Here is a 14,802-nt window from a genome sequence, read left to right as displayed (position 1 = left end):
ATCTGAAACCAAACTAAAATTTCTCAAACAAGTTCATCACGTCATTTTCCGTCAGTTTCGCTTCGCCTTCATGATCTGTACTTAGAATAGAGTGTGCCAGTTCTGCTTTATTTTGCTGTAAGGCAAGAATTTTTTCTTCTATGCTTTTATTAGTAATCAGCTTATAGACAAATACCGGCTTGTCCTGTCCAATCCGCCATGCACGATCTGAAGCTTGATCTTCAGCAGCAGGGTTCCACCATGGATCATAGTGAATGACCGTATCTGCGGCAGTTAGATTCAAACCGACCCCTCCTGCTTTCAGACTGATTAAAAATACCGGCACTTGTCCAGACTGAAACGCTGTAATGACTTCATCTCGCTTTTTGGTCTTTCCAGTCAGCTTCACATAGCCAATTTCTGCGTGATGGAACTTTTGTTCAATCAGTTCCAACATTGAGGTAAACTGAGAGAAGATAAGAATTTTTCGTCCCTCTTCCACCATTGGAACGACCATATCCATCAACTGTTCAAGTTTGGCAGAATGCGCCTGCCCAATTTTCACTGAATCCAGCTTTAGTAAGCTAGGATGGCAGCACACCTGACGTAGCTTCAGTAAGGCATCTAAAATTTGAATTTGACTACGTTTAAAGCCTTTTTCTGCCACAATTTTCTGAATGCTTGCCTGCATCGTGGCACGAACAGCCTCATATAACTTGGATTGCTGGTCATTCATATCAATATTGACTTCAATCGTGGTTTTTTCTGGCAACTCTTTGGCTACGTCAATTTTCAAGCGACGTAAAATGAAGGGCTTAATCCGGTTGACCAACTTTTGTCTTAACTGCTCATCACCGCGCTTTTCAATCGGATGACGGTACTTTTTATTAAAAATTTCTTGTGAATATAAAAATCCTGGCATCAGGAAATAAAATAGTGCCCACAGCTCACCCAAATGATTTTCCATAGGTGTACCGGTTAGACATAGACGATGTCGCGCTGTTAATTGCCGTACTACCTGTGCAGCTTTGGCGCGCGGATTTTTGATATTCTGCGCCTCATCCAAAATGAGTTGATGATATTCATATTGCTTTAGTTGCTCTTCATCTCTCGCCAGAAGCGGATAGGTGGTTAACACAATATCATAGTGCGGAATCTGCTCAAAATACTGATGGCGATCGGGCCCCTGTAGCAGCAATACCTTGAGCTCTGGGGTAAATTTCTCCGCTTCTTTGAACCAGTTATGCATCAGCGATGTGGGTGCAACAATTAAGGCGGGACTATCCTGCAAATATCCAGCCTGCTTTTCCATGAGTAAATGGGCTAAAGTTTGTGCTGTTTTCCCCAAGCCCATATCATCTGCCAGAATCCCGCCATGCTGGGTTTCCCTTAAAAACTGTAACCAGCCTAAGCCCTGCTGCTGGTATGGACGCAACTCCCCCTGAAAACCTTGTGGTGTCGGCAGTTGTTGCTGATAGCCTTGTTTGAATTTCTGTACAAATTGCTGCAGGCGATCACTGACCTGCCATGTCATCCCAAGATTATGCTGCAATTCTAATAATTGACTCGCATCATAGCGATCAATACTGCGCTCTTCTTGCTGTAAAATGCTCTGCAGATGCAATAATACCGGCTTAATATCCCTAGCGGATAGCGCCAAATCAGGTTGATCAACTGCAGTTTTCACGGTGAAAATTTGACTGTCATGCAGATGAATAAAAGTCCGCGGATCAAGTAAATCAGGATTTACTCGCACCAAAGCTACGAGCGCATCAAGTAAATTATAAGAATTGCCTGCACTGTCTTGAACCGTCGCCCCGATATTGAACCAGTCCTGCTGGCCTTCAGATTCAGTGATAGAAATATTTAAATTTTCAACATATTGCAGGTTAAAGGGGCTGTTTTCCAGATGCTCTATCTGCCAGCCCATCAACTCAATTTGATTGATGGGCATCAGCTGTTTGATCCAGTCTCCATAGAAAGCAAAAACCATAGAATCGAGACGTTGTTTATCCAGTTTTAATTGCTGGTCATAACTAAGATCTTTCACCCACTTCAGTGATTCGACCAATAGCTGTAAACGCTGGATTGACTGTTGTTCCTGAACTAAGTCCCGAAGCTGTCGCACCATTTTGTCATGCTGCTCACCAATGAAACTGTCACCTGATGTACCTGCTTTAATTCGCCCGCCTGCATAGGAGAATTCAATTTCAGCACAAACAGACTCTTCCCATTTCCAATCAAATTTATCTAAAACACCGAAGCGTAAAATTGGCTGGGGACTACCCTCAAGGACATCAATATGCTGAATAGACTCGGGCTGAGGCAGATTTTTCACGTCTGAATATTGATGAGTCAGTTTCTCAAACTCTGGCAAGAGCATAGATGGAAGATCAGGCATCTGTAAAAAATGGTACAGAAGATTTGCCGTATATTCACCATATAACTGGCCCACCGTGTTCTGTTGAATATCCACATAACACGGTGGCTGGCTAGCGAGAATTTGGATATGTGGATTTGATTTTAAATCGAGTCGAATATCACCATTGACCAATTCAATATTTAAATGCTCTGTCTGTTTGTTTACACCTTGTTGCCAGATCAGTTCGATGTGATAGCCTTGTTCTGACCATTGAAGTGCAGTATGGCTCTTTTTTTGCCAGTACACATCGCCACTTTGAATAAAAGATTTGAAATGCTCCAATAAAATTCCGGAGATATCAAGATTGCTTTGATAAAAACGTTCGTCACTGTTTATTTTGGCATAATAATAAATCTGGTTAAATAATTGTCGTTTTTGTTCAGGTAAAGTCAGATGCTTTCTGGTGATATTTTCATATTGGGTATAATAACTTTCCCCCGCAATTGAGCCGTTTTTATTGCGTCTGGCCTTCTGAACATCAACTGTCAATTTCTTTAAGCTGACAGACTGATCTAACAGGTAAATTAAATAATTGTTTGTTTTGACAGATTGCTCTGGTTCAGTCTGTTGTAAATAACGTTTAAAATCATTCAACCAGCGCTGTGCCTGATCATCCCCCCGTAGGCGTTTTGCGATTCCCTGCGGGGATTGAGAGTCAGCATAACGCTGCTGAAATTCCTGGCGATATTCCTGAAAGAATAACCGCGCTAAAGCAGCAGCATGTTTACAGTTATATCCAACCGGACAAGTGCAGTCGTCATCGATTAAACGGTCTTTTTGGGGATTATAGGTAATTGCAGTATCGTAATAATCTGTCCCTTCAATTTGGGCATACATCGTAACCCCGTCTTTTTCCTCAAAGAACTCAATCGTTTCCCTATCAATGCGTTTAGCATAGCTAAGACTGCGCTGAAGAGTTGCTGTACTAAAGCGAGATAGAAAATTGATCAATGAGGACATAATTACCAGACACTAAAAATGTTTATACAATTATAACGGACAAAGGTGTCAATTCAGAATAGTAGCCGAACGGCCCAACCTGAGCATAACTTGGAATCACTCAAAAGGAATATTGTAAATAAAGACTACTTTTTGCATAAACATTCAAAGCCAAACCTCAATATGTCTACATCACCACAGCATGCATTTCCCACACATATTGACTGCGCATCAATTGCTTTAATTGTTTAAGGTCTTGATATTTTTCCAGTATCTCTTGCGCTCGAGCTAATTTTTGTTGAACATGTCGATAGTCTTGCTCATATTTTCGATACAAATCCTGCACTTTAATTTTACGGTTAGAATATAAAAACTGACTCCAATTAAAAGAGTAAATAATGTCATCTACTTGCATTTGCAAAGTTTCTAACTGTTCTTCTAAAAGCAGGTTATACGCTTTTAATTGTTGATTGGCGAAAGATAGATTGTGCTGCTGACCCAACTGAATTTGCAAATTTAGCAAGGTCAATAAATCATTGGCTTCATAAGCTTGATTGGCTTGCTGCATCAATGCGGTTTTTTCTTGTTTTTTCTGCTCATCTTGCTCACGATCTGGGTGAATCCACGCTGTAATTTTTAAGTAAATCGTTTTGATGGACTGATTTGCCAGTTTCTTTGCTTCTTCACGCTGTTGCTGTTTTTTTGCTGCTTTGGCTTTTTCACGGGCAATTTGCTGTTCGGCAAAAGCTTTTTGAGCACCACTCAACTGACTTAAAAAATCTAACTCCTCTTGATCTTGTATTTTTTGTTCAAATTTTTCTATAAAATCATCTAAATCTAATGGGTCATGCTGAAAATCAAAAAAATCTAGATCTAGGTCATATTCTTCACAAAGGAAATGTTTCAAACTGTCCAACTTGAGCTGTGCTAATCGTTCTTGTTCAGAAGCATCATCTTCAAAGCCACCTTGCTCAAAGTTTTCTTCTGCGGACTCAGCCTCAGTTTTAGCCTCAAACATCTCATCTAGACCATCTAAGTCTGGCTGCTCAAAATCATAGCCATAATGATTCAGCAATTCTGTTAAAAACTGAACTTGTTCGGTAGACATCTGCTGCGAATCCAAAAGTTGTAAACTGAGTTGCTCAATTTTTTGATCCAGCTTAGTTTGCTGGGCTGCCGTCACTTTTTGTTGTTTTTGCTGAAGCAATTGTTGAATTTGCTGAAATATAACTTCACGCAATTGCGCATAAGTCGGTAAAATTTCACGGCTGGCACGTGCCTGAATATCGGCTTGTGCGGTCTGCCATTCATTCAAACGTAGCTGTTCCTGCTCAATTTTTTGGCATAATTTCTGAAATTTTTTCTGTGGCGCAGAAAGTTTCTGCTCTGGCTCTAAAGTACTTTTCTGTAATTCCATCTTCAATCATATCGAACACATAAGTCTGAGCCGTATTTTAACCAACCTCTTACTCATTAAAAACACCTTTGCCCATCACCACATCTTTTCTCATCCATAGTCTTTGACCTGAAACATCTTCAAGCAATTGATCTTCTATTCTGTACAGCACATTGCACATAGTTCGATTATCATAGGCAGCAATACGACTTTTCCAAATATTCAGGATAATACATGAGCAAACTCACTTGTTTTAAAGCCTATGACATTCGCGGAAAATTGGGCACAGAACTCAATGAAGAGATTGCCTATAAAATTGGTCGTGCTTACGGACAAATTTACCAACCCAAAACCGTTGCAATTGGCTGCGATATCCGTCTCAGCAGCGAAAGCTTAAAGCAAGCCACCATTCGTGGGTTAAATGATGCAGGGGTCAATGTGCTAGATTTAGGCATGACAGGTACAGAAGAAGTCTATTTCGCAGCTTTCCATTTAGACGTGCAAGGTGGCATTGAAGTGACTGCTAGCCATAACCCCATGGACTACAACGGCATGAAACTGGTACGTGAAAATGCACGTCCGATTAGTGCCGATACAGGTTTAAAAGACATTCAGGCTTTGGCAGAATCGGGCGAATTTACCCCAGTTGAGCACAAAGGCAGCACTCAAAGCTACAATATTTTGCCTGAATTTATTGACCATTTAATGACTTATATCGAGCCTAGCAAAATTCGTCCTATGAAACTGGTCATGAATGCAGGCAACGGCGCTGCAGGGCATGTGGTCGATGCAATTGAGCAAAAATTCAAAGCTCTGAATATCCCTGTTGAGTTTGTCAAAATTCACAATGATGCCGATGGCACCTTCCCCAATGGTATCCCCAACCCCATTTTAGTGGAAAACCGTGATAGCACCCGCAATACCGTATTAGAGCATCAAGCCGACATGGGCATTGCGTGGGATGGTGACTTTGACCGCTGTTTCTTATTCGATGAAAAAGGCCAATTTATTGAAGGTTATTATATTGTTGGCTTATTGGCACAGGCGTTTTTGCTCAAACAAGCAGGCGAAAAAATCGTACATGACCCGCGTTTGGTCTGGAATACCTTTGATGTGGTCGCGCAATATCAGGGTGAAGCGATTCAATCTAAATCTGGACATGCCTTTATTAAAGATGTAATGCGTGAGCACAATGCCGTTTACGGCGGTGAAATGAGTGCACACCACTATTTCCGTGATTTCGCCTATTGTGACAGCGGCATGATTCCATGGTTATTGGTAGTTTCGGTATTGTCTGAAACAGGACAATCGCTATCCAGTCTAGTCGAAGAGATGATTGCAAAGTTCCCGTGTTCAGGGGAACTTAACTTTAAAGTAGCCGATACTCAGGCCACCATCCAAAAAATCTTTGAGCATTATGCCAGCCAAAACCCAACGATTGATCAAACCGATGGCGTGAGTCTTGACTTTGGGGCATGGCGTTTTAATGTGCGTGCTTCAAATACTGAGCCATTATTACGCTTAAATATTGAAAGCCGTCGTGATCAAAACCCACGCCCGATGCAAGACTATGTGGATGAGTTGACGCAATTAATTCAAGCTTAATCTAAAAAATCAAAGCAATATAAAAATGGGAGTCAAAACTGACTCCCGTTTTTGTGCCCTAAACTTTGTGGCTGAGTGTATAGCTGGAATCATTCATCTTAACGATAACCATTCGGATTCTGCTTTTGCCAGTTCCAACTATCGGCTAACATATCTTCTAAGCCATATTGTGGAGTCCAGCCCAATTCTTGCACGGCGCGGCTATTATCTGCAAAAGAGGTTGCCACATCGCCTTCACGACGTGGTGCAAACTCAAATTGAATCTGCACACCATTGACCTGTTCAAAAGTATTCTTCACTTCTAACACCGAAATTCCATTGCCCGTACCAATATTCCAAGCACGGCAACCCTGTGCAGTCAAACGGTTATTCAAGGCACATAAATGCGCATTGGCCAAATCGACCACATGAATATAATCGCGCACGCCTGTACCATCTGGCGTGGCATAATCCTGCCCAAAAATCGACAATTTTTCACGACGTCCCACCGCCACTTGGGTGACATAAGGCATTAAATTATTTGGAATACCTTGTGGGTCTTCGCCGATGCAACCACTTTTATGTGCCCCCACAGGGTTAAAATAACGCAATAGCGCAATCGACCAACGTGCATCGGCAAGGGCTGCTTTTTGTAAAAGCTGTTCCACAATCAGTTTGGTATAGCCATAGTTATTGCTTGGCATGCCCGTTGGCATCTCTTCATGCAACGGCGAAATATTGGCTTCATCATATACTGTAGCCGATGAACTAAACACCAATTTAAACACATGCGCGCGCTGCATCGCCTGCATCAAGCTAATTGAACCCGCAATATTGTTATCAAAATAGCTCAGTGGAATTTGTTGGCTTTCTCCCACTGCTTTGAGTCCTGCAAAATGAATCACTGCATCAATTTGATGTGCAGCAAACACAGCATCCAAAGCAGCAGCATCACGAATATCACCCTGAATAAACTGCAAGGTTTTGCCCGTCAGTTGCTGCACCCGCGCCAATGATTCTGCCGAGCTATTGGATAAATTATCCAGCACCACCACGCTGTGCCCTGCATTCAGCAACTCGACACAGGTATGTGAACCAATATAGCCCGCACCGCCTGTTACTAAAATATTAGCCATCTATTTTTCCTAATAAAATTTTTAATAAACCTTGGGTCGATGCATCGAGTGCCGATAAATCCTGTTGCTGCCCATTTAAAATAGGCAAGAGCTGATTGGCAATTTCCTTGCCTTTTTCTACGCCCCATTGGTCAAAAGGATTGATATTCCACAGCACCGATTGCACAAAGACTTTATGTTCATATAAGGCAATCAACATGCCCAAACTATACGGATTGAGTTCTTGCAATAAAATACTGCTACTTGGCTGATTACCACTGTACTGCTTATATGTCGCTAAGCCATCTAATTCCTGCTGATCTAAAGCCTGATTGCCAAAGGCCAAAAGCCGCGACTGCGCCAAGCAGTTGGACAAGGCCAAATGGTGCTGCTCCACCAAAGCCTCGGCATTTTCCGCATATGTAAATTGATTGGCATTATAACGCTGCACAGGGGCAATAAAATCACAACTGACCGCATGCGTCCCTTGATGCAACAATTGATAGAACGCATGCTGTGCATTCGGCCCAACCTCACCCCAAACAATTGGGCAGGTATCCAAATTGACAGCCTCACCATTACGCTGAATCGACTTGCCATTGGATTCCATTTCTAATTGCTGTAAATACGAAGCGAAGTATTTTAAACGTCCATCATAAGGCAAGACCGCATGAGTCTGAATATTCAGGAAATTATTATTCCATACCCCCAGCAAGCCCATCAGCACTGGGATGTTCTGATCAAATGCAGCCGTTTGAAAATGCTGATCAACCGCATGTGCGCCTGCTAAAAACTGTTGAAAACCCACAACGCCTATGGTCAAAGCTATCGGCAAGCCAATACACGACCATAACGAATAACGACCACCGACCCAATCCCAAAGCAAGAGCTGATTTTCAGGGCAAATGCCCCAATCGGTCATTTTATCGGCTTTGGTGGATACCCCAATAAAGTGATGTTTCAGAATTTGCGCATGTTTACCCAAGGCTTTTTCCAGCCATTGTTTCACGGTCTGCGCATTGGATAAGGTATCAATGGTGCCAAAAGACTTGGATGAAATAATAAATAAAGTGGTTTCAGGACGCAGACGATGCAGCAATTCAGATAACTGGCTGCCATCCATGGTGGACACAAAATGTACATTCAGTGGTTTTTCTGTCGCCACTTTAAAATCAGATAAGGCTTGGGTCACCATCAACGGGCCTAAATCTGAGCCACCCACACCAATATTGACCACATCCTGAATCACTTCACCCGTGGCACCACGGTATTGGCCTGCATGGATTTTTTCCACCAAGGCATACATACGCTCAAGCTGGGTATGCACTTGCTCAGTCAATGCAGCGTAAGCATCGGTCTGATCGGAAGCACTTGCTGCTGGGCTGGTCGCAGGCAAACGCAAGGCCCAATGCATCGCATCGCGCTGTTCAGTATAGTTGATTTTCTCTGAGCCAGTTGCCGTTGAAAATAAACGTCCAATCCATTCAGCAAGCTGACTCTGCTTGGCAAACTGAACCAAGGTCTGCAACACCTTGGCATCAATCCGATGCTTGCTATAGTCAAACAGCACACTGTCCAAAGCCACCGAGAAACGCTGAAAACGCTGCGGATCTTGAGCAAACAGCTGATTTAAATGCAGCTGCTGAAACTGATGCTGCAATTGTTGTAACTGCGGCAAGGCATTGTCATTTGGAGAGATCGAGCTTTGCGTCTGTGGCATTGTGCTACGAATCATTAGCGACCGACTCCCATATAAGCAAAACCTTGTGCCTTCACAAATTCAGGATCATAAATATTACGACCATCCAAAATCAGCGGATGCTGCATCTGCTGCAACAAAGTTGGATAATCCAAACTCCAATATTGTTTCCACGCGGTCAGCACACATAATGCCGATGCACCTTCGACGGCTTGATATTGGTCTGTACATAAAATTAGATCATCGCGCTGACCATACTGTGCCACAATTTCAGGCAAGGCTTGTGGGTCGTGCAATTTGACCGTCACACCCTGCGCCCACAACGCAGGCAACATCACATGAATGGGCGAATGTTGCACCCTTGCGGTATTTTCTTTAAAGGCTGCGCCCCAAATCGCCACAGTTTTGCCGTTTAAATCGCCCTGATAATAATTCCACAACTTTCTAAACAAGAGTTCTTTTTGTTGTTCGTTAATATCCCAAACTTGCGCCAACAGCTGACTTTTCACCCCTGTGGTGGATACGGTACTGGCCAGAGTCTGAATATCATGACTAAAGTTTTCACCACCAAACCCCGCACCAGGATACATATATGATGCACCAATACGGCTATCTGCCGCCATACCCTGCCGCACATGCTCAATATCAATCCCGAGTTTTTCTGCCACCACTGCCAAGTCATTGATATAACTGATACGAGTCGCCAACATGCCTGAAATACTCAGTTTGGTAAATTCTGCATCCAACACAGGCATAAACAGATATTGCTGCGCACGTGGGAATAAGGGGCGGAGTAATTCTTTGAGTTTGACTTGCGCACGTTCATTTTCACAACCCACCGTGAGTTGCTGTGCGCGGGTCATACTTTGAATGGCATTGCCCTCTTGAATCATGTCGGGCAAATAAATCCAGTCATCTTGTGGCAAGATTTTTTGCAGGCGCTGTGTGCCATTTAAGCCCAAAGTCGAGGCATTGATCATCAATTTAGGGTGAATGATCGGACGTTGTTGCAACTGCCCCAAAACGGTTAAGGCGTGAGCTTCTTCAGTCGGGTTCAAACTGAGTAGATAGACATCCACATCTAAAGGCAATGCAGCAAAATCACAATAGTGTAAAAAGCCCTTGCTGCATTGTTGTTGTAATAACAGGCTCAAGGCTTGGTCTTGAAAGCTGAGATGTTGCTGTTCTAGTGGATGGGCAGCATCCTGAAAGATATCGCACCAATACACTTGATGCCCACATTCTGCCAAGAGTGCAGACATCACGCCTGCATAGAGGGTTTTTCCAAAGACTGCGACTTTCAAAATGTGTTCCTGCGGTATTGGGTTAACAGTGTTATTTTGTTTCTATCTTGAGAGGAATTTTCATCACTCTCAATTTTTACACCTTAAGACTCTAACTTTAATTCTTCAATCAAGGCTTTAAAATCATCGCCTAATTTTGGATGATCGAGTCCATAATGCAACACCGCCTTTAAGTAACCCAACTTACTGCCACAATCAAAAGTCTGACCTTGCATACGGTAAGCTTCGACCACACTGTTTTGTTGCAACATGGCAATGGCATCAGTCAATTGAATTTCATTGCCTGCCCCTTTAGGGGTGTTTTCTAGCAAATTCATAATTTCTGCAGGCAAAACATAACGACCCACCACCGATAAATTAGAAGGTGCCGTGCCTACTGCGGGTTTTTCGACAATGCCCTGCATCACGGTACTTTCACCTTCAGCAGGTGCTGCGGCTACATCGACAATACCGTATTGATCGACTAGATGATCTGGCACTGCTTCGACCATAATCTGTGCGGCGTTGCTTTGCTCAAAACGCTGAATCATACGCGCCAAGTCATTTTGTGCCGCATCATCTTTAACCAATACATCGGGTAACAATACGGCAAAGGCATCATTGCCCACTACAGATTTAGCACATAAAACCGCATGCCCTAAGCCTAAAGGTTGTGGCTGACGTACACTCACGACACTCACATGCGTAGGTAAAATTTCGGTAATTTCATTGAGCAAATCCAGTTTTTGTTTTTGTTCCAAAGTTGTTTCTAGCTCAAAGTTACGGTCAAAGTAGTTTTCAATGGAGGCTTTAGATGAATGGGTCACCAAAATAATTTGCTCAATCCCTGCTGCAACTGCCTCGCGCACTACATATTCAATCGCAGGACGATCGACCACAGTCACCATTTCTTTGGGAATGGCTTTACTGGCAGGTAAAAAGCGGGTGCCTAAACCTGCAACGGGTAAAATGGCTTTTTTAATCATCTCAGATACCTAATTTCACACAAATTTTTAGTTAATTTTACTCATCAACAAGTTGGACTTACTTCAACTTAGTTTTTGAAATTTAGTTCACCTTAATTTCTGTCCCACGGGCATAACCATCCACATAGTGTTCAAGCTGTGCTAAAGCCCAGTCGATATCACTTTGAATTGCGGTTAAGTCATGCATACGCTCAAACACCATCAGTAATTCATCCAACGGATACATTTTTTCATAAGAACGTAAAATACGACTGTGCTGGGTCACTTCGGTATTATCGGCATCAATCAACAATTCTTCGTAAAGTTTTTCGCCTGGGCGTAAGCCTGAATATTGAATTTCAATATCACCTTCCTGACTGCCCGTTTCACGTACTTTTAACCCACTCAGTGCAATCATTTGACGGGCCAAGTCCTGAATGCGTACAGGTTCCCCCATATCCAGCAGGAATACATCGCCCCCCTGACCTAATGCACCCGCCTGAATCACCAATTGCGAAGCTTCTGGAATGGTCATAAAGTATCGGGTTACTTCAGGATGAGTCACGGTAATGGGCCCACCTTTGGCAATTTGCTGTTTAAACAACGGCACCACCGAACCCGATGAACCCAAAACATTCCCAAAACGGACAATGCTAATTTGGGTTTGGTCTTGTGCTTCTGCCATGGCCTGACAATACAATTCTGCCATACGTTTAGACGCCCCCATGACATTGGTTGGACGCACGGCTTTATCGGTAGAAATGAGTACAAATGTTTCTACAGCTGTTTTGACCGCTGCATTTAAGCTAAATGCCGTACCAATGGCGTTGTTTTTCAAACCTGCCAATGGGTTACATTCTACCAAGGGCACGTGTTTGTAAGCAGCCGCATGGTACACGGTTTGAACCCTATACTGTTCCATCACTCGCTCTAGTTTGGCCTGCTCTAGCACTGAACCTAAAATTGGGATAATCGTGACATCGCTATTTAAGCGTAATTCTTTGTCAATGCTATACAACGCAAATTCGGTCAGTTCATAAATTACCAAGGCTTTGGGTTTGTTTTTGACAATTTGACGACACAATTCAGAACCAATGGACCCCCCCGCCCCTGTAACCAAGACCATTTTGTCTTGAATATTTTTAGCCAACAGTTCGGGTACAGGCGGCACAGGGTCACGCCCGAGCAAGTCAATAATATCGACTTCCTGAATATCCGATACGCGAATTTCACCATCGACCAGTTTGGTCAGTCCTGGAATTTCGGTAATTTTAATATGTGCAGGTTCTAAAAATGTGACGATCTCGCTTTTACGCATGCGTCCGACAGAAGGCAGTGCAATCAAAATTTCATCAATATGCTTTTTCGGCATGACTTTTAATGCTGTTTCTGCATCATAGACTTTTAAACGGCCCAACTGTTGCCCAGTGAGTGAGGGATCATCATCAATAAACAACACGGGTAAGTGTTCATCGGAATTGTATAGTGCTGCTGCAATTTGCTGTCCTGCATTGCCTGCACCATAAATCGCCACACGTTTTTTTTGTACATCTGCCTGTAAATAAGAACGCACAATAAAGCGAATAAAGCCACGGCTAAACCAAACCCATGCGAACATGAGAAAGCCGAACATGAGCGGAATAGAGGTGGGAATAAAGGCATCGGTAAAATAAGCCAAAGCATACAACCCAGCCACAGTCAAAGAGGTGCCTAGCCCCAATTTAACCATAAACAGTTCGCTGTAGGTACGCACAATAAAGCGATACACCCCAAAAATAAACAGCGATATAACGGCAATCACACTCGCCCATACCGAACCAAAAGCCAAATTGGGCACCACTTCTGCCCCCAAATCAAACTGGCGGATGGCATAACATAGCCATAGCAAGACAGGAAATACACAGAAATCCAGCACAACTAAAAATGCGAGTTTGGCAGCGCGCGGGGATTCTACAGCAGGTTCGATCATGGATTTCACGGAATGAAGCTTCTCAATTTTTTGCTGAGTATTGTCTATGAACATACTTCAAAAACAACACTCAGTTCACACTATTTTTATAAAAGTATGATATATGAATTTGCAGTATTTTTCTCTATTTTCAGTTTAAAGATTAGATGACTCTATCGCGCTGCAATAGCCTAATGATATAAAGCTGCACCAACTTACCTAGTGCAGCCCTTTACACCTTATCGTAAGTTAAAGATCACCACTTGAGGGCTGCATCACAAGTATGGCTTAGCCTGCCATCTGTTGTATCACGTGCTGAATGGCTGCAATGGTTTTTTCTATGCTGTCATTGCTTAAATTTGGATGAACCAAGAACATTAAACTGGTTTCGCCTAATTGCTGTGCATTGACCAAACGCTGTGCAGGTCGCCATGCGGTGCCATCAAATGCGTGTTCTAAATACACTTCTGAACATGAGCCGCTAAAACAAGGTACATTCAGCGCATTGATTTCCTGCATGATACGATCACGTGACCAACCCACAGGTAACTGTTCGTCGCTATTTACCTGCACATAGCACTTGTAGTTGGCATGTACATAGTCACTGTTTGGATAGTGCACAGTAAAATATGGACTGTCCTGAAACGCTGCTAAAATGCGCTGTGCATGCTCGGTACGTTTTTGTGTCCATTCTGGCATGCGCTGTAATTGAATACGTCCAATCACTGCTTGCATTTCCATCATGCGCCAGTTGGTGCCAAATGAGTCATGTAACCAACGGAAACCCGGTGGGTGCTGTTTGTGATAAATGCTGTCGTAATTTTTACCGTGGTCTTTGTACGACCACATTTTTTTCCATAGGTTTTCATCATTAGTGGTGACCATACCGCCTTCGCCACCTGTGGTCATAATTTTGTCCTGACAGAAAGACCACGCACCAATATGTCCAATTGAACCTGCAGCTTTGCCTTTGTACATCGCACCATGTGCCTGTGCACAGTCTTCAATCACATACAGCCCCTTTTCTTTTGCCAGTTGCATAATCGGGTCCATATCACACATCCACCCTGCCAAATGCACACAAATAATGGCTTTGGTATTTGGAGTCAGTACTGCCTCAATGGTACGAGCAGAAATGTTTTGTGAATCAAGTTCTACATCTGCAAAAATTGGATTTGCGCCTGCTGTAACAATTGAGCTTGCCGAAGCTAAAAAGGTGCGTGAAGTGACAATCACGTCATCACCCGCGCCAATATTCAGGGCTTTTAATGCAACATCTAAAGCGACAGTACCGTTGGCAAGTGCCACGGCATATTGGGTTTGCGCAAATTGGGCAAATTCTTTTTCAAATTCACGGCACTCTTGCCCTGTCCAGTAATTGACTTTGTTAGACAGTAAAACTTGAGATACGGCATCTGCCTCTTGTTGAGTAAAGCTTGGCCATGGTTCAAATGCAGTGTTAAGCATTTTTT

9 protein-coding genes are annotated in these 14,802 nt (G+C 43.1%); 1 reads left to right on the top strand and 8 read right to left on the bottom strand.

Annotated elements, in window-relative coordinates:
* Nucleotides 1-13: 13 nt before the first annotated feature.
* Together FTV43_RS07920 and FTV43_RS07915 are read right to left on the bottom strand one after the other, a co-directional pair.
* Entirely contained in the window at nucleotides 14-3,361 is a 3,348-nt protein-coding gene (locus FTV43_RS07920; protein WP_179995279.1) for a DEAD/DEAH box helicase, read from the bottom strand.
* A gap of 166 nt (nucleotides 3,362-3,527) precedes the next feature.
* Nucleotides 3,528-4,757 carry a hypothetical protein gene (locus FTV43_RS07915; RefSeq protein WP_179995278.1) on the bottom strand — a complete coding sequence of 410 codons (1,230 nt, stop codon included), beginning with the start codon at nucleotides 4,755-4,757 and terminating at the stop codon, nucleotides 3,528-3,530.
* Between the two features lie 213 nt (nucleotides 4,758-4,970).
* On the opposite strand from FTV43_RS07915, the gene FTV43_RS07910 reads away from it, so the two are divergent.
* Nucleotides 4,971-6,341 (top strand): phosphomannomutase CpsG, encoded by a 1,371-nt coding sequence (locus FTV43_RS07910; protein WP_179995277.1) that lies wholly within the window; start codon nucleotides 4,971-4,973, stop codon nucleotides 6,339-6,341.
* 98 nt (nucleotides 6,342-6,439) lie between these two features.
* Here FTV43_RS07910 and galE read toward each other — a convergent pair whose 3' ends face one another.
* From galE to FTV43_RS07880, 6 genes are all read right to left on the bottom strand, one after another.
* Nucleotides 6,440-7,456, bottom strand: coding sequence for a UDP-glucose 4-epimerase GalE (galE, locus tag FTV43_RS07905; protein ID WP_179995276.1), 1,017 nt, complete (start codon nucleotides 7,454-7,456; stop codon nucleotides 6,440-6,442).
* Nucleotides 7,449-9,155 (bottom strand): glucose-6-phosphate isomerase, encoded by a 1,707-nt coding sequence (gene pgi / locus FTV43_RS07900; RefSeq protein ID WP_179995290.1) that lies wholly within the window; start codon nucleotides 9,153-9,155, stop codon nucleotides 7,449-7,451. Before pgi ends, galE begins: the two co-directional genes overlap by 8 nt.
* Before the next feature lie 14 nt (nucleotides 9,156-9,169).
* Nucleotides 9,170-10,438 (bottom strand): nucleotide sugar dehydrogenase, encoded by a 1,269-nt coding sequence (locus FTV43_RS07895; protein WP_179995275.1) that lies wholly within the window; start codon nucleotides 10,436-10,438, stop codon nucleotides 9,170-9,172.
* Between the two features lie 83 nt (nucleotides 10,439-10,521).
* Nucleotides 10,522-11,403, bottom strand: a complete 882-nt coding sequence (gene galU / locus FTV43_RS07890; protein ID WP_179995274.1) for a UTP--glucose-1-phosphate uridylyltransferase GalU — start codon at nucleotides 11,401-11,403, stop codon at nucleotides 10,522-10,524.
* A gap of 82 nt (nucleotides 11,404-11,485) precedes the next feature.
* Nucleotides 11,486-13,360 carry a nucleoside-diphosphate sugar epimerase/dehydratase gene (locus tag FTV43_RS07885; protein WP_179995273.1) on the bottom strand — a complete coding sequence of 625 codons (1,875 nt, stop codon included), beginning with the start codon at nucleotides 13,358-13,360 and terminating at the stop codon, nucleotides 11,486-11,488.
* Between the two features lie 258 nt (nucleotides 13,361-13,618).
* Nucleotides 13,619-14,797: a DegT/DnrJ/EryC1/StrS aminotransferase family protein gene (locus tag FTV43_RS07880; RefSeq protein WP_179995272.1), complete on the bottom strand. Its 1,179-nt coding sequence runs from the start codon at nucleotides 14,795-14,797 to the stop codon at nucleotides 13,619-13,621.
* Between the last annotated feature and the right edge of the window lie 5 nt (nucleotides 14,798-14,802).

Source organism: Acinetobacter sp. YH16053 (assembly GCF_013417035.1).
In the GTDB taxonomy this organism is placed as follows: Bacteria; Pseudomonadota; Gammaproteobacteria; order Pseudomonadales; family Moraxellaceae; genus Acinetobacter; species Acinetobacter towneri.
Note: the sequence above shows the minus strand (reverse complement) of the source record. Positions and strands in the feature narration are given on the sequence as shown.